The 21507-nt window shown below is 72.1% G+C and carries 20 protein-coding genes and 1 tRNA gene; 8 read left to right on the top strand and 13 right to left on the bottom strand.

From position 1 onward, the window contains the following. Position 1: 1 nt before the first annotated feature. The 8 genes from AB0O91_RS24150 to AB0O91_RS24115 all read right to left on the bottom strand — a co-directional run bounded on the left by AB0O91_RS24150 (position 2) and on the right by AB0O91_RS24115 (position 6374). The gene (locus AB0O91_RS24150) at positions 2-376 is read right to left on the bottom strand and encodes a hypothetical protein (protein WP_363436535.1); all 375 of its coding nucleotides are present in this window, start codon (positions 374-376) and stop codon (positions 2-4) included. Between the two features lies 1 nt (position 377). Further along, positions 378-2411 (bottom strand): hypothetical protein, encoded by a 2034-nt coding sequence (locus AB0O91_RS24145; protein WP_363436533.1) that lies wholly within the window; start codon positions 2409-2411, stop codon positions 378-380. A gap of 131 nt (positions 2412-2542) precedes the next feature. After that, a complete protein-coding gene (locus AB0O91_RS24140; protein WP_363436530.1) occupies positions 2543-3097 on the bottom strand; it encodes a hypothetical protein in 555 nt (184 codons plus the stop codon). 50 nt (positions 3098-3147) lie between these two features. Beyond that, the gene (locus AB0O91_RS24135) at positions 3148-3393 is read right to left on the bottom strand and encodes a hypothetical protein (protein ID WP_363436527.1); all 246 of its coding nucleotides are present in this window, start codon (positions 3391-3393) and stop codon (positions 3148-3150) included. 17 nt (positions 3394-3410) lie between these two features. Continuing rightward, positions 3411-5021 carry a DUF2637 domain-containing protein gene (locus tag AB0O91_RS24130; protein ID WP_363436524.1) on the bottom strand — a complete coding sequence of 537 codons (1611 nt, stop codon included), beginning with the start codon at positions 5019-5021 and terminating at the stop codon, positions 3411-3413. Then, entirely contained in the window at positions 5018-5416 is a 399-nt protein-coding gene (locus tag AB0O91_RS24125; RefSeq protein WP_363436522.1) for a WhiB family transcriptional regulator, read from the bottom strand. The genes AB0O91_RS24130 and AB0O91_RS24125 overlap by 4 nt, the downstream gene beginning before the upstream one ends. After that, a complete protein-coding gene (locus tag AB0O91_RS24120; RefSeq protein WP_363436519.1) occupies positions 5416-5664 on the bottom strand; it encodes a hypothetical protein in 249 nt (82 codons plus the stop codon). Before AB0O91_RS24120 ends, AB0O91_RS24125 begins: the two co-directional genes overlap by 1 nt. Before the next feature lie 107 nt (positions 5665-5771). After that, positions 5772-6374, bottom strand: a complete 603-nt coding sequence (locus AB0O91_RS24115) for a hypothetical protein (protein ID WP_363436516.1) — start codon at positions 6372-6374, stop codon at positions 5772-5774. 203 nt (positions 6375-6577) lie between these two features. On the opposite strand from AB0O91_RS24115, the gene AB0O91_RS24110 reads away from it, so the two are divergent. From AB0O91_RS24110 to AB0O91_RS24100, 3 genes are all read left to right on the top strand, one after another. Beyond that, the gene (locus AB0O91_RS24110; protein ID WP_363436513.1) at positions 6578-7423 is read left to right on the top strand and encodes a sigma factor-like helix-turn-helix DNA-binding protein; all 846 of its coding nucleotides are present in this window, start codon (positions 6578-6580) and stop codon (positions 7421-7423) included. 3 nt (positions 7424-7426) lie between these two features. Then, on the top strand, positions 7427-8236 hold the full coding sequence (locus AB0O91_RS24105; protein ID WP_363436510.1) for a protein phosphatase 2C domain-containing protein: 810 nt from the start codon (positions 7427-7429) through the stop codon (positions 8234-8236). 92 nt (positions 8237-8328) lie between these two features. Beyond that, positions 8329-8410 (top strand) — tRNA-Phe (locus AB0O91_RS24100). A gap of 185 nt (positions 8411-8595) precedes the next feature. On the opposite strand, the gene AB0O91_RS24095 is transcribed toward AB0O91_RS24100, so the two are convergent. Further along, positions 8596-9516, bottom strand: coding sequence for a zinc-binding dehydrogenase (locus AB0O91_RS24095; RefSeq protein ID WP_363436508.1), 921 nt, complete (start codon positions 9514-9516; stop codon positions 8596-8598). Positions 9517-9929: 413 nt separating this feature from the next. After that, a complete protein-coding gene (locus tag AB0O91_RS24090) occupies positions 9930-11054 on the bottom strand; it encodes a PP2C family protein-serine/threonine phosphatase (protein WP_363436792.1) in 1125 nt (374 codons plus the stop codon). Between the two features lie 84 nt (positions 11055-11138). Here AB0O91_RS24090 and AB0O91_RS24085 point away from each other — a divergent pair, with 84 nt between their 5' ends. From AB0O91_RS24085 to AB0O91_RS24075, 3 genes are all read left to right on the top strand, one after another. Next, the gene (locus tag AB0O91_RS24085; RefSeq protein WP_363436505.1) at positions 11139-12092 is read left to right on the top strand and encodes a PrsW family glutamic-type intramembrane protease; all 954 of its coding nucleotides are present in this window, start codon (positions 11139-11141) and stop codon (positions 12090-12092) included. A gap of 137 nt (positions 12093-12229) precedes the next feature. Continuing rightward, positions 12230-12448, top strand: a complete 219-nt coding sequence (locus AB0O91_RS24080) for a cation transporter (protein ID WP_363436502.1) — start codon at positions 12230-12232, stop codon at positions 12446-12448. 69 nt (positions 12449-12517) lie between these two features. Beyond that, positions 12518-14800, top strand: a complete 2283-nt coding sequence (locus AB0O91_RS24075; RefSeq protein WP_363436499.1) for a heavy metal translocating P-type ATPase — start codon at positions 12518-12520, stop codon at positions 14798-14800. Positions 14801-14848: 48 nt separating this feature from the next. Here the strand turns inward: AB0O91_RS24075 and AB0O91_RS24070 are convergent, their stop codons facing one another. The 3 genes from AB0O91_RS24070 to AB0O91_RS24060 all read right to left on the bottom strand — a co-directional run bounded on the left by AB0O91_RS24070 (position 14849) and on the right by AB0O91_RS24060 (position 19868). Beyond that, positions 14849-15568, bottom strand: coding sequence for an SDR family oxidoreductase (locus AB0O91_RS24070; protein ID WP_363436496.1), 720 nt, complete (start codon positions 15566-15568; stop codon positions 14849-14851). A gap of 541 nt (positions 15569-16109) precedes the next feature. Continuing rightward, complete coding sequence (locus AB0O91_RS24065; RefSeq protein WP_363436494.1) at positions 16110-17399, bottom strand: citrate synthase; 1290 nt, start codon at positions 17397-17399, stop codon at positions 16110-16112. A gap of 225 nt (positions 17400-17624) precedes the next feature. Continuing rightward, on the bottom strand, positions 17625-19868 hold the full coding sequence (locus AB0O91_RS24060) for an ATP-dependent RecD-like DNA helicase (RefSeq protein ID WP_363436491.1): 2244 nt from the start codon (positions 19866-19868) through the stop codon (positions 17625-17627). A gap of 182 nt (positions 19869-20050) precedes the next feature. Between AB0O91_RS24060 and AB0O91_RS24055 the strand changes: the two genes are divergently transcribed. Together AB0O91_RS24055 and AB0O91_RS24050 are read left to right on the top strand one after the other, a co-directional pair. Further along, positions 20051-20842 (top strand): VOC family protein, encoded by a 792-nt coding sequence (locus AB0O91_RS24055; RefSeq protein ID WP_363436488.1) that lies wholly within the window; start codon positions 20051-20053, stop codon positions 20840-20842. A 99-nt stretch (positions 20843-20941) separates the two neighbouring features. Further along, positions 20942-21412: a GNAT family N-acetyltransferase gene (locus AB0O91_RS24050; protein WP_363436485.1), complete on the top strand. Its 471-nt coding sequence runs from the start codon at positions 20942-20944 to the stop codon at positions 21410-21412. Positions 21413-21507 lie beyond the last annotated feature (95 nt).

The following is a 21507-nucleotide window of genomic DNA, read 5'->3' as shown; positions in this document are numbered from 1 at the left end:
TCTACTCCTGGGTGTACCACGTGCGGTCGGCCATGGGGACGCGGGAGGAGGTGACGGCCTGCTGGATGCCGTCGTGGTCGGTGTGGGCCTGCTGCTCGGCGGCGGCCGCCGCACGGCCGGCCTCCTCGGCCGAGGTCGCGTAGGCGATGGCCGCGTTGGACAGGCCCTGCATGATCCGGGCGACTTCGTGGGTCTCGGCGACCGTGGCCGCGTCGACCTTGAGGGCGGCGATCTGCTCGGCGATCCGCCCGGTCTCCTTGGCGGCGGTGTCCTGCGCGGTGGCGAGGGTCTTGAACGTGGCGGTGTCGCGCCGCAGGTCGCGGGACAACTTCCTCACTTCCCGCTTGAGTTCGCGGTAGGTCAGATCGGAGGGCATGTCAGCCTCCCTGCTGGTCGGAGTAGAACCCGCGCTCGGCGGGTGTGGTGAGCGGGCTGTCGACCACGGCCTGGTAGATCGGGCCGTGGCGGGTCTCGGCGTTGGCGGCCAGCACGGTGACGGCCTCGGCTCCGCTTGCCGCGAGCTGCTCGGCGCTGCTGGCCCGGCCCTTCAGCTCGCGGGCGCTCTCGGCGAGCCGGTGCAGCTTCCGGAGCAGGGCGTCACCGCCCTTGACGGTCTTGGCCTGCTCGGCGAGGTACTGGGCGCGGTCGGCGTGCTGCTCGGCGTACTTGCGGGCGGTCTTGCTGTCCTCGGCGACCCGGGTCAGCACGTCCCGCTTCTCGGCGAGGCGGTTCTCGAAGGCGCGCAGGGTGCGGACCTCGCCGCGGCTCATGGTGCGCGGGTCCCCGTAGTCGTACGCGCCGGTCGGGGTGAACGTGACGTCATTCGCGCCGACCGCGATGTCCATCGGCGGGGTACCCGAGCGCTCGTGCGGGGGCATCCCCGGCGGAACATTCGGCTCGTACGGCTCCGGCGGGGTCCTCGGGCGGCGCGGAGCCGGCACCGGGCCCGGAGCACCCACGGTGGCGTCGGTGGCCGGGGTCTTGGCCAGGTCGGCGGTCGAGGCGTGGACCGGCTCCATCCCCTGCGGCTTCGGCTTGTCGGGCCCGGGGGTCTTCGGATCGGGCATGGGCTTCTTCCTCTCGGGCGCGGACTCGGGCTTGGGCGCGCTGTCCGTGCCGGGCGGGTTCTTGGTGAGCGCCACCGGCGAGGCGGTGTCCTGCCCGGCGGCCTCAGGTGCGGCCGCCGGCGGGGCCGGGGTCTTCTCCGGGGCCGGGGGCTTGGCGTCCCTGCCCGCCCCGTCGGACTCGGCGGGCCGGGTGGGCTGGGTGGGCTTCGTCTCCGGCTTCGCGCCGCCGGCCTGGTCCTCGAATGCCTTCGCGGCGGCGAACTTGCTGTCCAGCCCCTTGGCGGACGCGTTCGGTGCCGTCCCGGGCGGCTTCGGTCCGGACGTGCCGGGCTTCCCGCCGCTCCCGGCGCCCGGCCCGGCAGCGGGGGCTCCCTCGGGGCGCTTCGGCTTGCCGGTCCCGCCGTCGGCGGGCTTCGGGCCGGGGGTCTTCGGGGTCTTCCCGTCCTTGCCGGTGCCGCCGGCCGCGGGCGGGGGCTTGGGGCCGCTGGTGTCGGTGGCCTTGGCCGGGGCGGCGTCCTTGGGGGCCTCGGTCTTCGTGGAGCGGGTGTCGCGGTGGTTCTTGTCGTCGCCGCTGGTCTTGGCCGAGGTGTCCGTCTTGGCGGCCTTGGTGTCGGAGCGGGTGTCGGCCGTCTTGGTGTCGGCGGCGGACTTGGTGTCGCGGTTGGTTTTCGACGCGGCGGAGGTGTCGGCCTTCGCCGTCTTGGTGTCGGCGGTCTTGGCGTCGGTGTCGGCCTTGGTGCGGTGGTCGCGGTTGGCGTGGTTCTTCGCGTCGGTGGTGTCGGTCTTCTTGTGGTCGCGCTGGTCGCGGCCCTGGTGTTGGTGCTGGTGGGTCTTGTTGTTCAGGTCGGCGGTCTTGGCGTCGCGCTGGGTGCGGTGCTGGCCGCTGTTCTCGTGCTTGGCGAGCCGGTCCGACTTGTTGGTGCTGGTGATGGTCGCCGTCCTGCCGGAGACGCGGGTCTCCTTGACGTCGTGCTGGCGCTTGATGCTGGTCGTGGTGCCGGTGCGGCGCCACCGTTCGGCCAGCGCCCGCACCAGTGCCGACATCGCGCCCTCGCGGGTGCCGTCGGCACCGGGTCCGGCGGTCCCGTCCTTGCTGCCGGCCGACGCCCGGCCGGTCGGGTCGGCGGGGGTCTGGGCGAGGGCGGTGGTGGTGCCGATCGGCTCGGCCGCTCGGGCCGGGCGCACGGGGGTGAGGATCTGCCGCAGCGTGCCCGGCGGGGTGCTGGCGGCGGTGCCCGACCCCGTGATGTCCCCCTCCGGAGAAGCCTGGGCGGGGTCCACGGCGGGCGGCGCGGGCGGGTGCGGCGGGGGGAGCGGGATGCCGGAGTCGGCGGGAGCGGTCATCGCGATTCCTCACTCTCTGCGATCTCCCACTCACCCCCCACCCGAGCGGAAACAGCTCCCCCCACGCCTCTGAGCGGGAGGGGGAAGACGCTTCTCCGGATGGGGGGTGGGTGGGGGGAGATCACACACGGTTACGGGCGGGAGAACTTTCGCTTCATCCAGCCGGCCGCCACCGCGGTCCCGGCGACGCCGAGGACGACCAGGCCCACGGTCGGCGTCGAGTCGCCGGTGTCTCCGTCGGCGACGGTGCGGGAGGTGTTGACCATCCCGGGCCCGTCCACGGCGGGGAAGACCTTGCCGCAGTCCGCGACGGCGTTGTAGGTGTTGCCGGCCTTGGCGACGCAGGCCTGGACCGCCTCCCGGCGGGCCTTCTGCGCGGGCGTCTCCTGATCGGCCGCCTTCGCCAGGTCGGCGGCCTGCTTCTGCTTCTCCAGCTCCACCTTGGAGGCGTCCAAAGCGATCTGAGCCTTGCGGACGTCAGCGTCGGCCTGGGCCGAGGCGTAGGTCGAGTAGGCGACCATTCCGGCCGCGGCCAGCACGATCGCGCCGGCGCCGATACCGGCCTTGGCGCGGGCGGACAGGCGGGCGTTCGGGGCGTAGGCGCCGTGCAGCGGCGGCGTCTTCCAGGACGGGACGGACGTGATGTCGTAGGCGGGGTCGTTGTAGACCGAGTCACGGTCGGCCACGGTCGTGCTCCTTTTCGTGAACCAGGCGGGGAAAAGCGGGAGTTGAGGGGTCAGAGCCGGTAGGGCTCCAGGGAGAAAAACAGGACGTCCGCGCCGCCGAGCTGGGGCTCGCGCCGCTCCAGCCACTCCCGGATGCCGGCGTAGGCGTCCGGGCGGGGGAATCCGGGCGGGAAGGTCGAGGTGCCGGAGCGCGTCGCGACCGCGAAGCCGCTCCCGGTCGGGCGCTGGAGGGTGATCAGCCAGGCGTGGGTGGGCTCGAACTCCGGCCCGGGGGCGGGGATGTCGTCGGTGCTCATGGCGGGTTCTCCCGGTTCTACGCGGTGGCGGCGAGGGTGTGGGGGGTGTAGCCGGAGGCGATCAGCTCGGCGGCCTCGGCACGGCGCCCGGAGGCGGTGGCGAGGGAGACCCCGAGCGCGTCGGCGATGGTCTGGAGATCGACGGCCTCGGCGGGAACACCGGCAGCGAGGATCATGCGGGCGACGCGGCGGGTGGCACGGGCGGCGGGCGTCATCTTCGCCGCGTCCTCCGCTTCAACCGCGCGCAGCTCCGTTTCAGCCGCACGGGCGCGCGCTTCAGCAGCGCGCAGCCGGGCCGCATCGGTGGCCTCCTCAGCGTCCGCCTGGGCGAGCTTGGCAGCGGCCGAGTCCCGCTCGGCTTCAGCCGCGCGGCGGCCCGCTTCAGCAGCGGCCTCCTCCGTTTCAGCGGCAGCCTTGGCCGTTTCAGCCACGCTCAGGCGAGCGGCCTGGATGGCCTCCTCATCCTCGGCCCGGGCCCGCTCGACGGCCGCCGCCTCACGGTCCGTTTCAGCGGCACGGCGCCGCGTTTCAGCAGCGACCTGCTCCGTTTCAGCGGCAGTGCGGTCCGTTTCAGCAGCACGCCGACGGGCCTCGGCGGCGTCCTGCTCGGCAGCCGCGGCGGCCAGTTCTTCCGTCGCCTGGTCGAACCGCTCGGCCGCGAGGGCTTCGCGGCCGGCGGCGACGGTACGGGCCTCCGCGTGGGCCTTGGCGGCGGCGGTCTCGGCACCGACCTCGTACCCGGCCGCCTCGATGCGGCCCGCCGTGCGCAGGCTGGAGATCTGGGCGTCAGCGGTCCGGGCCTCGGACCGGGCGGTGACCTCGGCCTCGAAAGCGGCCGTACGCTCGGCCCGCAGCCGGGCGCGCTCCTCGGCCTCGATCGGCTGCGCCAGGGCCTCGTCCACGCTCAGCCCGAACTCCTCCATGGTCAGAGGAAGCAGCAGGTCAGAGGGCACGTCCTTCAGCTTCTTGCCGTACTCGCGCTCCAGCATCACCCGGTAGACGACCCGCTCCTGCTCCAGCTCGACCGCGCGGGCGTAGGACGGGATGCGGTAGAGGCGCATCCGCCGGTACATCCTGAAGGACGGCCAGGGGGCGAGGACCCAGCGGTGCAGCGGCACGCCGTCGTGCTGGTGCCCAGCCTCGATGCGGGTGATCCGGATGACCAGGCGTCGCCCGGCGTCCACGACCGCGACGAACATGATCGGAATGACGGCGTGCATCGCGGTGCCGGTCGGGTCCTTCAGCAGCGGCCCGGCGGAGGCGGCGTTGAAGTAGATCGTCGCGGCGGTGAAACCGTGGGCCAGCAGCCGCAGCCACGGTGTCGGGGCGCCCTTGCGGATCAGGTGCAGATCCATGGCATACAGGGCCACGATCCCGGCGTCCACGCCGATCGGGAACGCGTAGCTGAAGTCCCCGAAGTTGTGGTTGAAACCGAGGTTCTTCACCGCGTTGTAGGAGCCGCTGAAGCCGATGACGGCGAGGGCGGCGCCGCCGACCGCGGCGAGGATCGCGATGCCCAGCATGAGCCGGTCCGAGGCCGCCGCCCGTGTGGCTGAAGCGGCCCACCGCGGGGTTGAAGCGGTGGCGGCCGGGGTTGAAACGCCCGTCGGGGCGGTCACCGTCGTCACGCGGCACCGCCAAGGGCGCGGCGCGCACGGGCGGCGGTCCGCAGGCGACGCTGGTGGAGCGCGTCCCGCTCGGCGGCGGTCATCCCGCCGAAGATGCCGTACTTCTCGTGGCGCTCCAGCGCCCGCGCGAGGCACATCAGCCGGACCGGGCATCCGGCGCAGATCATCTTGGCGCGCCGCTCGGCCCACCAGGCCGCCGCGGCGACCTCCTCGGTGATCTCGTCGTCCTCGTCGGGCTCCGGGTAGAACAGGTCGCCTTCGGCTCCGGTGCAGGCAGCGCCGGGGAGGGCGCCGTCCGGGGCGGGGTGGTAGTCGGCGAGCCGGGCGGCCAGCGGCCGGCTGGGCCGGTGCGGGGTGCGGGTGCCGGTGAGGAGCAGGATGCGGCGAGCGCTCATCAGGCGGCCGCCTTCCAGGTCAGCACCCGGCGGCGCTCGGCCGTGCGCATCAACCCGGACGCGAAGCGCGCTGCCGGCCCGTCCAGGTCCCGCAGGACCTCCCGCGCGACGTCGAGCCGGGCCATCCGGTCCTCGGCGCTCTCGTCCTCGGTGCCGGTGAACAGCTCGGCGTCGATGCCGTAGCCGAAGGCGAGTTCCACGAGCTCGCGGGCCGTCAAGACCCGTTGGGCTCCGACGTACAGTTTCATGGGGTCACCTCGTCGAATCGGTGGGTGAGCCCGGCGGGGGCGGCTCCTCTTCCGGCCAAGGACACGGGAGCCGCCACCGCGCAGGGCAGTAGATGGGTTGAGCTGGGCTAGTTCCGCGGGACCGGGCCGCCAGGCCGAGAGGCAGTAGCCCTGGTGCGCGGGGTGTGGCGAGGGCCCTTGCCGAACGGGTCCCACTTCTCGGCAGTCTTGTGCCTGGCGGGTCGCCGGACCGGACCCGGTACGTTCCTGCTGACCTCTGCCGGTGCGGTCGGCTCGACCTCGGACAGGGAGGTCGGCGCCCCGCCTGTCTCGGCTTCGAACCGCTCCTCGGGGGTGTGGTCGACCGGGAGGTAGACCGTCGGTGCGGCGGCGTCCTTGACGAACTCCCGAGCCGTGCCCTCCCACCAGTAAGGAAGGCCCAGGGGCGTCCCGTCCTTGGCCGCCGCGAGCAGCGCCTGAGCGCCGAGCGTGAGGACCAACTGCCAGTCCTCGTCGCTGATCTCCCCGCTCCACCGCAGGCACTGGGTACCCGTCAGCTGGGCGATCCGCCGCACTGCGGCCCGGCGCCGACGCTCCAGGCCCGTCACCTCCATCACCCACGCGCCCGCCGACATGCCGCGGGACTCGCCGGTCGGCGACGCCACATGGCGGGCGGAGGAACGGCCGATCACAGTCCGACTCACGGCGGTGGTGCAGGGCATGGCGGGCATGGCGAAGCCTCCTGAGTGGACAGGTGGAGCATCACGAGAGAGTCACGCGTTCGCGCAGGTCAAAGCAGCGAGGTGCCATTCCCCAAGTTGCTTAGGGGGGCTTTCCGTCGTGCTTGATACCCAAGGTAGGCAGACGCCGCCTAGGCGTCAAGTCCCCCTCGCGATATCCTTGCTTCGCCCCCCTAGGCAGCGAAGGGATCACGATGAACGAGGAGCTTGAGCGGGTGGCCAACGTGGCTGTCCCGATCGATCGGGCCAAGGCGGCGATTGCCCTGATGGCGGACTACCAGAACCGGGTGGTAGAGCTGTCCCGCGTCCGCCGGGAGGCCATTGAAGAGGCTTCGGCATCGGGAATGTCACAGGCCGAGATCGCGACTCTGCTCGGCGTAAGCCGCGGGCGTGTCGGGCAGCTCGCGTCGGCTGGCCCCCCGCCGGAAAGGGCGTTCTTCGGCCTGGGACCGATGACCGTGGCGGTTGGCGGTAAGTACGAGGCAGGGAAGGCCCTGGACGAGAACCCGAGCCAGGTCGTGACCAGGGAAGACCTGAACAACTACGAGCACCTGCGAAAGCTGTTCGCCGGCCTCAAGCTCGACTCCGAGTACGAGGTCATCCCGCCATCCGGCATCGTGAACCTCAACCGCGAGCACCTCGTCGTCATCTGCGGGCCGCGACTGTCCCCGATCGTCGCCCAGGTACTCGAGGGCGACGACAATCTGCGCTTCCGCAAGGACACGGCCTGGCACCTGGTAGATCTGCGCGCCGAGACCGAGTACAGATCCCCCCTCGACGTCGACGGCACGGCCGGAGACGTTGGCTACCTCGCTCGGCTCCCGCGCCTTGATGGCAAGGGCACCTTCCTCTACATCGCGGGTATTCACGCGATCGGCGCGAACGGCGTCGTGCACTACCTGGAGAACCACCTGGCGGAGCTCTACCGCGAGGTGCGGACGAAGCGTTTCTCCACGCTCATCTCATGCCGTTACGACCCGCAGACTCTGGAGGTTCTGGAGAGCAGCAGGGTCACTCCGATCTACCGACACGAGGCCTGACAGATGCGCGTCTCCATCGCCACCGCTCCAGGTGGCGCGAACCCCAACGAGGACTGGGTAGCGGCCACACCCACGCTCGCCGTGGTCCTGGACGGTCTAAGCACAGCCGGACTCGACACTGGCTGTCGGCATGGCGTCCCGTGGTACGTCGCCCAGCTTGGTGGCCACCTGGTGGCCGCGCTGGCAGCTCCCGGCCAGCCGCTGGCTGACGGGCTGGCACAGGCGCTCGAAGAGGTCGCCGCGCTCCACCCCGGGTGCGACCTAGGCAACCCCGGCACGCCGTCGGCAACGGTCTCGGTCGTGCGGGCCGGGGCCGACAGCTTCGACTACCTGGTTCTCGCCGATTCGCCGATCGTCTTCGAGCGTGCTGACGACTACCGGGTGATTACCGACCTGCGGGTGGACACCGTGGTGCCCGAACTCCGCGCTGAGACAGAACGCTTCGCAACCGGGACGCCTGAGCACGCCGAAAGCGTGCGCCGAATGGTCGAAGCGCAGCGGCTCACCCGGAACACCCCGGACGGCTACTGGGTGGCCGCTTCCACGGGCGAAGCGGCACACCATGCGCTTTCGGGCGCGGTGCCGCTGGCCAGCGTCCGGGCGGTGGCCGTCGTGTCGGATGGTGTCTCACGGCTCGTCACCGAGTACAAGGTCGCATCGTGGGCGGACGCCTTCGCGACGCTCCGGGAGGCTGGCGCGGACGGGCTCATTTCCTCTGTCCGGAAGGTCGAGGCCACGGACCCGAACGGACTCCGCTGGCCGCGCTTCAAGTCGGGCGACGATGCGACCGTCGCGTTCTGCCAGCTCCCGTGATGAGGCTCAAGCTAGTACGGGTTGGCGTACACCAACCCGTACGCCAACAGCGGCGTACAGCATCGGACTGTGTCGTACTCCCCGGCACTCCTTGCCGAGCGGCTCCCGCGTAGTAGGCGCCCCTCACGCGGCCTGAAAAGCGGAAGGTCGCCGGTTCGACCCCGGCCCTGGCCACAGTCGGTGAAGCCCCGGAGAGATCACTCTCCGGGGCTTTCGCGTGTCCGCCCGCCGATGGCGTGACCCGGCGTCAGGCGAGCCGGGCGGCGGCGGGCCAGTCCGGCAGCGAGGTCAGCGGGGCGGTCGCCCGGTCGTACGCGGGCAGTTGGTCGGGGGGACACGGTGGATGGCTCCTTTCCCGGTCAGGCGACGGTCAGTACGGCCTTGCCGCGGATCCGGCGCTCGCGCAGGTCGGTGAGGGTGGTCGCGGTCCGCTCCCAGGGCTCGACCCGGCCGATCTCCGGGGTCAGCCGGCCGGCCGCGGCCAGCCGCACCAGGACGGCCAGGTCCGCGCCGTCCGGGACGTCCGAGTCGGCGTAGTGGAAGTGCCGCAGGGTGGCCGACTCGGGCCCCTGGAAGAAGTCGAAGAAGTCCAGCTCGGCGGGGGTGCGGGAGGCCTGGCCGAACCAGACCAGGGTGCCGCGGCGGGCCAGCCGGGCCAGCGCCAGTGCCAGGTTCGCGCCGCCGGTGGACTCCAGCACCACGTCGTACGGGCCGCGCGCCGCCCCCACCTCGTGCACCACCTCGGCCGCGCCCAGTTCGACGAGCCGACGGCCGCGCTCGGGCGAGGCGGTGACCACGGTCAGCTCGGCCCCGGCCGCGGCGGCCAGCTCGGTGACGTAGTGCCCGACCCCGCCGGACGCCCCGGTCAGCAGCACCCGCCGCCCGACCACCGATCCCACCGTGCGCAGCAGCCGCAGTGCGGTCAGACCGGCCAACGGCAGCGTGGCGGCCCGCACCGCGTCCAGGCTGTCCGGCAGCTCGGCGAGCGAGGAGACCGGCACGCACACGTACTCCGCCCACCCGCCCGCCGGCGGATGCCCGACCACCCGCCGGCACACCCCCGGCCCCGACCCGTCCCCGGCGGCCTGCACGACCAGCCCGGCCACATCCTTCCCCGGCCGCCACCCGTCCCTCGGCGCCTCCAGCTGAAAGGTCTCGCCCCGGTTCACCGAGAAGGCCTCCACCTTCACCAGCACCTCCCCCGGCCCCGGCCGCGGCTGCTCCACCTCCGCGAACCGCACCGGCTCCGCCACCTCACCCGTCGCCACCAGCGCCTTCATCCCCGTACTCCCTCCACTCGGCTCCCCCCACCCCACCGCCCCCGACACCCCCCGGTCCAACAACCACCACCCCCCGACGACAACCACCAGCTGTCACCCCGGCCCCAGCAACCCACCCACCCACCCCCCTCCCCCAGCAACCCACCCCCCACCTCCCCCCTCCCCCTCACCCACCCAGGCGAGAGGGACGCGCTGCGGGAGGGGGCGGTGGAGGGGGTGGGTGCGGAGAGGGGCGTGACGGGTGATTTTCAGACTGCCAACGGCGACCGACCATGCACCGACAGGGTCGGCAGTCCGAAAATCACCCAGCCCCCGGAGCACCCACCCCCGGAACCGCCCCCGGCGTCACCCACCCTCCCGAAAGCCCCCACCCCCACAGAAGCCCCGCGCAGCGGCCCCCCTCAGCGCCCCCCTCAATCCGTCCGCGTGATCAACAACAACAACGCATCGTCCCGCAACTCCCCACCCGTATGCGCCAGCAGATCCGCATACACCCGCCCCACCGCCGCCTCCAACTCCCCCGCCGACCGCGCCGCCCCCTGCACCAACGGCCCGACCCGCTCCGCCAGCGGATAGAACGCCCCGCTCCTGCGGTGCCGCGCCTCGATCACCCCGTCCGTGCAGAGCACCAGCACGTCCTCGGGCCCGAACGGCTGCCCCCAGGTGGCCGGTTCCCCCGTCGCCAGCCGCCCGAGGCCCAGCGGCACCCACGGGTCGGGCGCCTCCAGCACGTGCACCCGCCCGTCCCGGTCGACCCGGATCGGCGCCACGTGCCCGTACTGCAGCAGTTCCATCTGCCCGGGCGCACGGAACTCCGCGAACAGCGCGGTGGTGAACTCCCCGTCCGGCACGTGCCGTTCGACGCTGGCCTCGATCCGGGCCGCGACCCCCCGCAGTCCGGCCTCGTCGTACGCGGCCTCCCGGAAGGCCCCGAGCACCACGGCCGCGGTCTGGACGGCGGCCAGCCCCTTGCCCCGGACGTCCCCGACCGCGACCCGGGTGCCGTGCGGGGTCTCCAGCACCGAGTAGAGGTCCCCGCCGATCCGCGAGGCGTCCGCGGCGGACACGTAGCGCACGGCGAGCCGCAGCGGCCCGACGGCCGGTCCGGGCAGTCGCAGCAGGGCCCGCTGCGCGGCCTCGGCGACCGAGCTGACCGCCGCGAAGGCGGCCGCCCGCCGCATCCGGACCCTGGCCACCCAGGCCGAGAAGAGCGTCAACACCAGATAGCTGACCATCGCACCGTAAAGGAAGCGGGCGTCGTTGATGTTGTCGACCTGGTCGTAGTGGCTGAGGCCGAAGACCGCGAGCAGCCCGACCGCACAGACGGCGAGCAGCTCACCGGGCTTGAGGGTGAGCGCGGCGACGGCCGGGACCACGGTCATCAACGGTGCGAGGTACCGGTCCTTGCCGGAGAGGAGGTCGGCGAGCGCGACCAGCAGGACGGCGAGCAGCGCCGGCGCGGCCCGCCGCCAGAACGGCACGTTCTGGAGGTCGATGGCCTGGAGGGCCGGCGTGGTGGGCGACTGGGCGCGGTGCATCCGGAACACAGAGCGAACACTACCTAAATGCCTGATTTGTCATAAAGTTCGACCAAAGCGGTCACACAGAGGAGGCCCTGCCCGGTGTCCGGATCCCGATCCACTCCGCGCATCATCACACCCCCCGTCCGGGCGACCGCCCGGCCCCGTCACTGGGTCAAGTTCTTCCTGACCGGCCTGCTGCTCTGGGCCTGCACCGTCCTGGTGACCTTCTTCACCGACAACAGCAACCTGGTCCCGACGATCGTGCTGCTCGGCAGCTTCCTCGTCCCGGCGTCGGTGGTGATCTGGGCGTACGAGCGGTACGCGGCCGACCTCGGCCCGGGCCTGATCTTCACCTGCTTCGGCATCGGCGGGGTGATCGGCGTCCTGGGCGCCTCGGTGCTGGAGTCCTACCTGCTCTCCCCGTCGGCGTGGATGTACGTCGGCGTCGGCCTGATCGAGGAGGCCGTGAAGCTGGCCGCACTGGTGCTGGTCTGCCGCCGGCTGCGGGTGGGCGGCCAGCTGGGCGGCCTGCGCTACGGGCTGGTGCTGGGCGCCACGGTCGGCGCGGGGTTCGCGGCGTTCGAGAGCGCCGGATACGCGTTCAACGCCGTGCTGAGCATCCAGGGACTCTCGCTCGACGACCTGGTGGAGACCGAGATCCTGCGCGGGGTGCTGGCGCCGGTCGGCCACATCCTGTGGACGGCGATCATCGGCGGGGTGCTGTTCCGGGAGCGGCGCGGCGGCCGCTTCCGCTGCACGGCCCCGGTGCTGCTCACCTACCTGGGCGTATCGCTGCTGCACGCACTGTGGGACAGCACGAGCGGCATCGCGGTCTGGCTGGTCGCCCGGACCACCACGAGCGACTTCCAGCGCGCCCTGTTCGACCTCGGCTACATGCCGAACCCGTCCACCGAGCAGGTCCACCTGTACACCGTCTATGACACCGCCGGCCTGCTCGTGGTCTCCTTGGGCGGGCTGCTCTGGCTGCGGCTGCTGGTCCGGCGCGAGCCGGGCGCGCCCATTCCGGCACAGTCGCCCTCCGCCCCGGCCTGACCGTCGCCGTCGCCGTCGCCGCCCACGATGCTGTCCGCCCCACCCACCCCCTTCGGGGAATACCCCTGAGGGGTATGGTGTTGACGGTAGGAGACCAAGCACGGCCCGTACCCCGCACCGACCTCCCGGAGGCCCCGATGTCCAGCACCATCACCTACACCGTGTCCGGCATGAGCTGCGGCCACTGCGAGAAGGCGATCAGCGAGGAGCTCTCCACCCTCGCCGGTGTCACCGAGGTCGCCGCCGACTCCCAGGCCGGCACCGTCACGGTCTCCTCCGCCGCCCCGCTCGCCGAGGACGAGGTCCGCGCCGCGATCGACGAGGCCGGCTACGAACTGGTCGGCCGCGCCGCCTGAGCCGCCCCGGTACGGCGGGGGCCCGGCACCGGCCCCCGCCGTACACCCCCACCTAGGGAGTGTCACCGCATGACCACCTCCGCCCCCGGCCTCGGGGCACGGGACCGGGTCGAGCTGTCGATCGGCGGGATGACCTGCGCCTCCTGCGCCGCCCGGATCGAGAAGAAGCTCAACCGGATGGACGGCGTCGAGGCGGCCGTCAACTTCGCCACCGAGAAGGCCCGGGTCGACTACGGCCCCGGGGTCACCGTCGACGACCTGATCGCCACCGTCGAGCGGACCGGCTACACCGCCGAACTCCCGCCGCCCCCGGCCCCCGCCCCCATCGAGCAGCCCACCGAGCAGCCCACCGAGCGCCCCACCGCGCCCGCCGGCCCGGACGACCCGCTGCGCGAGCGGCTGCGGACCAGCGCCCTGCTCAGCCTCCCGGTGGTGCTGCTCTCGATGGTCCCGGCGCTGCAGTTCACCAACTGGCAGTGGCTGGCCTTCGCCCTCACCGGCCCGGTCGTCGTCTACGGCGGCCTGCCCTTCCACCGCGCCGCCTGGACCAACCTCAAGCACGGCGCCGCGACCATGGACACCCTGGTCTCGCTCGGCACCCTGGCCGCCTTCGGCTGGTCCTGCTGGGCGCTGTTCCTGGGCCACGCCGGAATGCCCGGGATGCGGCACGACTTCTCGTTCACGGTCGGCCACACCGACCCCTCGGCCACGCTCTACCTGGAGACCGCGGCCGCCGTCACCGTGCTGATCCTGTTCGGCCGCCACCTGGAGGCCCGTGCCAAGCGCCGGGCCGGCGCCGCCCTGCGCGCCCTGCTCGACCTCGGCGCCAAGGACGTCACCGTCCTGCGCGGCGGACGCGAGGTCCGGCTGCCGGTGGAGCACCTGGCCGTCGGCACGCGCTTCGTGGTGCGCCCCGGCGAGAAGATCGGCACCGACGGCATCGTGGTCGAGGGCAGCTCGGCGGTGGACGCCTCGATGCTGACCGGCGAGTCCGTGCCGGTCGAGGTCACGGTCGGGGACGCCGTCACGGGTGCGACCGTGAACGCGGGCGGCCGGCTGGTGGTCGAGGCGACCCGGGTCGGCGCGGACACCCAGCTGGCCCGGATGGCCCGGCTGGTGGAGGACGCCCAGAACGGCAAGGCCGCCGCCCAGCGCCTGGCCGACCGGATCTCCGCGGTCTTCGTCCCGGTGGTCATCCTGATCGCCCTGGCCACCCTGGTCGGCCGACTGCTGGCGACCAGCAGCCCCACTGCGGCGTTCACCGCCGCGGTGGCCGTGCTGATCATCGCTTGCCCGTGCGCCCTCGGCCTGGCCACCCCGACCGCGCTGCTGGTCGGCACCGGCCGCGGCGCCCAGCTCGGCATCCTGATCAGGGGCCCGGAGGTGCTGGAGTCCACCCGCAGGGTCGACACCGTCGTGCTCGACAAGACCGGCACCGTCACCACCGGCCGGATGACCCTGCTCGCCGTGCACACCGCCGGTGCGACCACCGAGGCCGAGGTGCTGCGGCTGGCCGGAGCCGTGGAACACGCCTCCGAGCACCCGATCGCCCGCGCCGTCGCCGACGCCGCCGAGGAACGGACCGGACCGCTGCCGCCGGTCCGGGACTTCCGCAACGTCCCCGGCCGGGGCGTGCAGGGCATCGTCGACGGCCGCACGGTCACGGCCGGGCGGGAGGCCCTGCTCGCCGATCGCGCGCAGCACCTGCCGCCCGTCCTGGCCCGCGCCAAGGCCACCGCCGAGGCGGCGGGCCGCACCGCGGTCGCGGTCGGCTGGGACGGCGAGGCGCGGGCCGTCCTGGAGGTCGCCGACGCGGTCAAGCCGACCAGCGCCGAGGCCGTCGCCCGGCTGCGCACCCTGGGCCTGCACCCGCTGCTGCTCACCGGCGACAACCGGGCGGTGGCCGAGGCGGTCGCCGCCGAGGTCGGCATCGCCCCGCAGGACGTCATCGCCGAGGTGCTGCCCGAGGACAAGGTCGCCACCGTCCGACGCCTCCAGGCCGAGGGCCGGGTCGTGGCGGTGGTCGGCGACGGCGTCAACGACGCGGCCGCGCTCGCCCAGGCCGACCTCGGCCTGGCCATGGGCACCGGCACCGACGCCGCGATCGAGGCCGCCGACCTCACCCTGGTCCGCGGCGACCTGCGCGCCGCCGCCGACGCCGTCCGGCTCTCCCGCCGGACCCTCGGCACCATCAAGGGCAACCTCTGCTGGGCCTTCGGCTACAACGTGGCGGCGATCCCGCTGGCCGCCGCCGGACTGCTCAACCCGATGATCGCCGGGGCCGCGATGGCCTTCTCCTCGGTCTTCGTGCTCGGCAACAGCCTCCGGCTGCGCCGCTTCCGGCCCTCCTGAACCGCCCGAGGGGCCCGGACCGCACCGGTCCGGGCCCCTCGTCACGCCTCAACGCCCCAGCAGCTCCCCGCCGTTGCAGTGCAGGATCTCACCGGTGATGAACCCGGCCTCGGCCGAGGCGAGGAAGTGCACCGCCGCGGCGACCTCGCCGGTCTCGCCGATCCGGCCGAGCAGGGTGCGCGCCGCCCGGCGGGCCACCTCGGCCTCGTCCAGCCGCGGCCCGAAGAACTCCGTGCCGGCCACCGTGCCGGGCGCGACGATGTTGGCGGTGATCCCCGAAGTGCCCAACTGGGCGGCCAGGAAGTTGTTCCAGGCGTGCAGCGAGGCCTTCGCCGCGCCGTAGGAGCCGGCCCCGCGCAGGGCCGCGATGGAGCTGATGGTGACGACCCGCCCAGAGCCCGGGGTGAGCCGGTCCCGGATCGACTCGGTGAGCAGCACGACGGTCAGCACATTGCGCTCGAAGTCGCCGCGCCAGCGGGCCAACAGGGCGTGCGGTCCGCCGCCGACCACGGTCTCCCGGCTGCCGGCGTTGTTCACCAGCACGTCGATCCGCTCGGGCAGTTCCCGCAGCGCGGCCTCCACCGCGTCCGGGTCGGCCAGGTCGCACACCAGCGGGGTGACGTTCGGCCCGAGGTCGGCCGCGGCCTTCTCCAGGACCTCACGACGGCGGGCGACGATCACCACGTGCTCGCCCGCCTCGGCGAACCGCCGCGCGACTTCGTACCCGATTCCCGTGCCACCGCCGGTGACGACGACGTTCCTGGCCATCTGCGCACTCCCTCCCCAGTTCCGCCGTCGCGCGACGAGGGGGCGCGACGGTCCGTACCGGAATGCCACGATTCCTATCACGCTCGGTTGCCGTGACTGCGGGGAGGGTGACGTCGTGCGCGAGGGAAGGTGTGATATGAGCGCGGTACGAAGCGCCTACGGAGCGTGGCGAGAGGCAGCTCACACCCCCCGGGCGTAACTTCTCGCACCCTGATACGTCTTAGGTTGGTAGTGCGGCAGTTTTTCCGCTGGGCGGGACACGGCTAACGGCAACGTGTCCCGTGCTTCCGGCAGCTGCCGACGACGGGGCTCCGGCGGGCCCCGGGAACGGTCGTCGTGCTTTCGACGGCCTTCGCGCACGGCGCCGGGGTGTGGCGGGCCAGGGACGCTTTGAGCGGCCGTCCCCGGTCGCAGTCGGCCCCGGAGTCGTGCGCCGTACGGTTCCGTCCCCGCGCCCCGGGCCCCTCCGGCCCGGGGCGCGGGGACGCGAAGGGGCCCGGCCGCTCGACAGCGGCCGGGCCCCTTTCGGTGCGGTGCTACGTCAGCGCTGGTCGAGCTCGACGTAGTCGCGGATCTCGACGCCGGTGTAGATCTGGCGCGGGCGGCCGATCCGGCTGGTCGGGTCGTTGATCATCTCGTGCCAGTGGGCGATCCAGCCCGGCAGCCGGCCCAGGGCGAACAGCACGGTGAACATGCTGGTCGGGAAGCCCATGGCGCGGTAGATCAGGCCGGTGTAGAAGTCCACGTTCGGGTACAGCTTGCGCGAGATGAAGAAGTCGTCCTTGAGGGCGTGCTCCTCCAGCTTGAGCGCGATCTCCAGCAGCTCGTCGTTCTTGCCGAGCTGACCGAGGACCTCGTGCGCCAGCAGCTTGACCTGCGCGGCGCGCGGGTCGAAGGCCTTGTAGACGCGGTGGCCGAAGCCCATCAGCTTGACGCCGGCTTCCTTGTTCTTCACCTTCGTGATGAACGCGTCGACGTCACCGCCGTCCTGCTGGATGCTCTCCAGCATCTCCAGCACGGCCTGGTTGGCGCCGCCGTGCAGCGGGCCCCACAGCGCCGAGATGCCGGCCGAGATGGAGGCGAACAGGTTGGCGTGGCTCGAGCCGACCAGGCGCACGGTGGAGGTCGAGCAGTTCTGCTCGTGGTCCGCGTGCAGGATCAGCAGCTTGTCCAGCGCGTTGACGATGACCGGGTTGAGCTCGTAGTCCTCGGCCGGGACCGCGAAGGTCATCCGCAGGAGGTTCTCGACGTAGCTCAGGTCGTTGCGCGGGTAGACGAAGGGCTGGCCCATCGCCTTCTTGTACGCGTACGCGGCGATCGTCGGCAGCTTGGCCAGCAGGCGGACGGTCGACAGGTGGCGCTGGTCCGCGTCGAACGGGTTGTGGCTCTCCGGGTAGAACGTGGAGAGCGCGCCGACCACCGAGGACAGCATGGCCATCGGGTGGGCGTCCCGCGGGAAGCCCTGGAAGAAGCGCTTGACGTCCTCGTGCAGCAGCGTGTGCTGGGTGATCTCGCGGTTGAACTCCGCCAGCTGGTCCGCGTTGGGCAGCTCACCGTTGATCAGGAGGTACGCGGTCTCGATGAAGCCGCCCTGTGCTGCGAGCTGCTCGATCGGGTAGCCGCGGTACCGCAGGATGCCGTTGTCGCCGTCCACGAAGGTGATCGCGGACTTGTACGCGGCGGTGTTACCGAAGCCGTTGTCCAGGGTGACCAGGCCGGTCTGCGGGAGCAGCTTCGAGATGTCGAAGCCGGAGTTGCCCGCAGTGCTCTCGACGACGGGGTACTCGTACTCGCCGTCCTGGTACCGCAGTACTACCGAGTTGTCGCTCACGTCTTCCTCACCGACGAAATGAATCCTCTTCCAAGGTGCCCTGACTGTCTCCACGATCCCCCATCCGGAGGACAGCCGCGCACCCGGGGTGGCCCGGAAGGGCCCGCCCCTACAAAACCTGCCGCCGCAGCCGGTACGAACCGGACAAGATCGGCACCACCCTAGGCTCTGCCGTAAATCTCTTCACGTCAAGAGAACATTAGAGGCAACCATCCTGCTGGATAATCATCCAGTTGCAAGTCGATGATCGAGCGCAGCATGCCGCCGACCTGCGCTGACGGCCCGCACGGCCTGTGCGATCGCCTTCCGTGACCCGACCAGCACCACGAGTTTCCGAGCCCTGGTCACAGCGGTGTAGAGCAGATTTCGCTGGAGCATCGTCCAAGCGGACATGGTGACCGGAATCACCACCACTGGGTACTCGCTGCCCTGCGAGCGGTGGATCGTCACCGCGTACGCGTGGGCCAGCTCGTCCAGTTCGTCGAAGTCGTACGACACCTCCTCGTCCTCGTCGGTGACCACCGTCAGCCGCTGGTCGTCCACGCTGAGGGCCGTCACCACTCCCACTGTGCCGTTGAAGACGCCGTTCCGCCCCTTGTCGTAGTTGTTGCGGATCTGGGTGACCTTGTCCCCCACCCGGAAGGTCCGCCCGCCGAAGCGCCGCTCCGCCAACCCCTCCCGGGCCGGCGTCACCGCCGCCTGCAACAGCGTGTTCAGGTTCCCCGCACCGGCCGGCCCCCGGTGCATCGGCGCCAGCACCTGGACGTCCCGGCGCGGGTCGAAGCCGAACTTCTGCGGGATCCGGCGCGCCACCACGTCCACCGTCAGACCGGCCGCCCGCTCCGTGTCGTCCTCCACGAACAGGAAGAAGTCCGACAGACCCTCCGTCAGCGGCGGCTTCCCCTCGTTGATCCGGTGCGCGTTGGTCACCACGCCCGACTGCTGCGCCTGCCGGAAGATCCTGGTCAGCCGCACCGACGGGATCGGCCCGTGCTGCGCCAGCAGGTCCCGCAGCACCTCGCCCGCCCCCACCGAGGGCAGCTGGTCCACGTCCCCCACGAACAGCAGGTGCGCACCCGGCGGCACCGCCTTGACCAGCTTGTTCGCCAGGATCAGGTCCAGCATCGAGGCCTCGTCCACCACCACCAGGTCGGCGTCCAGCGGCCGGTCCCGGTCGTACGCGGCGTCACCGCCCGGCTTCAGCTCCAGCAGCCGGTGCACCGTCGAGGCCTCCGCGCCGGTCAGCTCGGCCAGCCGCTTCGCCGCCCGCCCGGTCGGCGCCGCCAGCACCACCTTCGCCTTCTTGGCCAGCGCCATCAGCACGATCGACTTGACCGTGAACGACTTCCCGCAGCCCGGACCGCCCGTCAGCACCGCGACCTTCTCGGTCAGCGCCAGCCGCACCGACTGCTCCTGCTCCGGCGCCAGCTCCGCCCCGGTCCGCCGCGCCAGCCACTCCAGCGCCACCGGCCAGTCCACGTCGGCCGACCACGGCAACCGGTCGGAGTCCGAACGCAGCAGCCGCAGCAGCTGGTTGGCGAGCGAGATCTCCGCCCGGTGGAACGGCACCAGGTACACGGCGGTGATCGGCTCCCCCGCCTCCCCCGGCACCGTCTCGCGCACCACCCCCTCGGCCGCGACCAGCTCCGCCAGGCAGTCGATCACCAGCCCGACGTCCACCTGCAACAGCTTCACGCCGTCCGCGATCAACCGCTCCTCCGGCAGGTAGCAGTGGCCCTGGTCGCTGCTCTGCGACAGCGCGTACTGCAAGCCGGCCTTGACCCGCTCCGGGCTGTCGTGCGGGATTCCCACCGCCTGGGCGATCCGGTCCGCCGTCAGGAAGCCGATGCCCCAGACGTCCGCCGCCAGCTTGTAGGGCTCGTTCCTCACCACCCCGATCGAGGCGTCGCCGTACTGCTTGTAGATCCGCACCGCCAGCGAGGTCGACACCCCGACCCCCTGGAGGAAGACCATCACCTCCTTGATGGCCTTCTGCTCCTCCCAGGCCGCGGCGATCTTCCCGGTGCGCTTCGGCCCCAGCCCCGGCACCTCGATCAGCCGGCCCGGCTCGTTCTCGATCACCTCCAGGGTGTCCACCCCGAAGCGCTCCACGATCCGCTCCGCGAACCGCGGACCGATGCCCTTGATCAGCCCGGAGCCCAGGTACCGCTGGATGCCCTGGATCGTCGCGGGCAGCACCGTCGTGTAGTTCTCCACCGTGAACTGCCGCCCGTACTGCGGGTGCGAACCCCACCGGCCGTGCAGCCGCAGCGACTCCCCGACCTGCGCCCCCAGCAGCGCGCCCACCACCGTCAGCAGGTCGTTCGCGCCCCGGCCGGTGTCCACCCGGGCCACCGTGTAGCCGGTCTCCTCGTTGGCGTAGGTGATCCGCTCCAGCACGCCCTCGACCTGCGCGAGCTGCCGGGCTACCTGCTGCGCCTGCTGCCCCGACTGCGCCTGCTCGCCCACCGGCGCCCCCCTTCGACCGGTACGGGTGGACCATTCCGTTACGCACCGTACCGTCCGGCGCGGACAGCCCCGGGTGCCCCTTGACTCCTGCCGTGCACCGCCCCCCGCAAGGTGCCAGGCTGGAAGGTCCCAGGGGGTCGACGACCGTGCCCGTACGGGCCCGCCCGAGGAGCAGTGCCGCCATGCTCAACACCGCCTTCCGCCCCGGTTCACCGGTCTGGCTCGACCTGAGCAGCCCCGACACCCGGGCCTCCGTCGACTTCTACTCCGCCCTGTTCGGCTGGACCTTCGACCCGGCCGGCCAGGAAGCCGGCGGCTACGGCTTCTTCCAGCTCGACGGCCGGATCGCGGCCGCCCTCGGCCCGCTCACCGAGGAGGGCGCCCTGCCCGGCTGGACGCTGTACTTCGCGACGGACGACGCCGACCGCACCACCGAACTGGTCCAACAGGCGGGCGGCCGGGTCCGGTTCGCCCCCTTCGACGTCTTCGCCGCGGGCCGGACGGCCGGCTGCACCGACCCCACCGGCGCCGACTTCGCGCTCTGGCAGCCGCACGACACCCGCGGCCTGGACGTCGTCAACGCCCCGATCAGCCTCTGCTGGGCCGAGTGCTACAGCGTCGATGCCGAACGGGCCAAGGCCTTCTACCGCACGGTCTTCGACTGGCAGGAACAGGACGTCCCGCTCGGCGAGGTGCGCTACACCGTGCTCACCCCGGCCGGCGGCGGCACCGACGACGCCCACGGCGGCATCCTCCAGCTCGGCCCCGAACACACCGCGCGCGGCACCTCGTCGCACTGGCTCCCCTACTTCGAGGTCCCCAACGTGGACGCCTCCCTCGCCATCGCCGACCAGTTCGGCGCGAAGGTCCGGATCCCGGCGACCGATGTGCACGGCGTCGGCCGCCTCGCCCAGTTGGTCGATCCGCACGGAGCCGTCTTCGCCGTCATCACCAGTGCCGCGCCCGGGGAGTGACCGGGCGTCCGTCCGCAAGGGGCCGTAGCGGGGCGCTACGGGCGTAGACAGGGACTTTGGACCCGGTGGACGACCAAGGAGGCTCCCTATCCTCTGATCATGACTGAAACGGCTGTTCTGACGATCCGACCGGCTACCGAGGCCGATCTGCCGGCGATCGTGGCGCTGCTCGCCGACGACCCCCTGGGTGCCACCCGCGAAACGCCCGACGACCTCACCCCGTACCGCACCGCGTTCGCCCGCATCGACGGCGACCCGCACCAGCACCTGGTCGTCGCCGACCGTGCCGGCCGCACCGTCGGCACCCTGCAACTCACCCTCGTCCCGGGCCTCTCCCGCACCGGCGCCACCCGCGCGATCATCGAAGCCGTCCGCATCCACGCCGACGAGCGCGGCAGCGGACTCGGCACCGAACTGATCCAGTGGGCCGTCGAGCGCTCCCGCGCACTCGGCGCCGACCTCGTCCAGCTCACCTCGGACGCGACCCGAACGGACGCGCACCGCTTCTACCAGCGCCTGGGCTTCACCGGGTCGCACCTCGGGTTCAAGCTCGTGCTCCCCGGCCGTTAGCCGGAAACGCGAAAAGGCCCACCCGGTAACCCGGGTGGGCCTTTTCTGAATGATTGTTCGGCGGCGTCCTACTCTCCCACAGGGTCCCCCCTGCA

Source organism: Kitasatospora sp. NPDC089797 (assembly GCF_040684795.1).
Classification (GTDB): domain Bacteria; phylum Actinomycetota; class Actinomycetes; order Streptomycetales; family Streptomycetaceae; genus Kitasatospora.
This window is presented reverse-complemented; position numbering and strand designations above follow the sequence as displayed.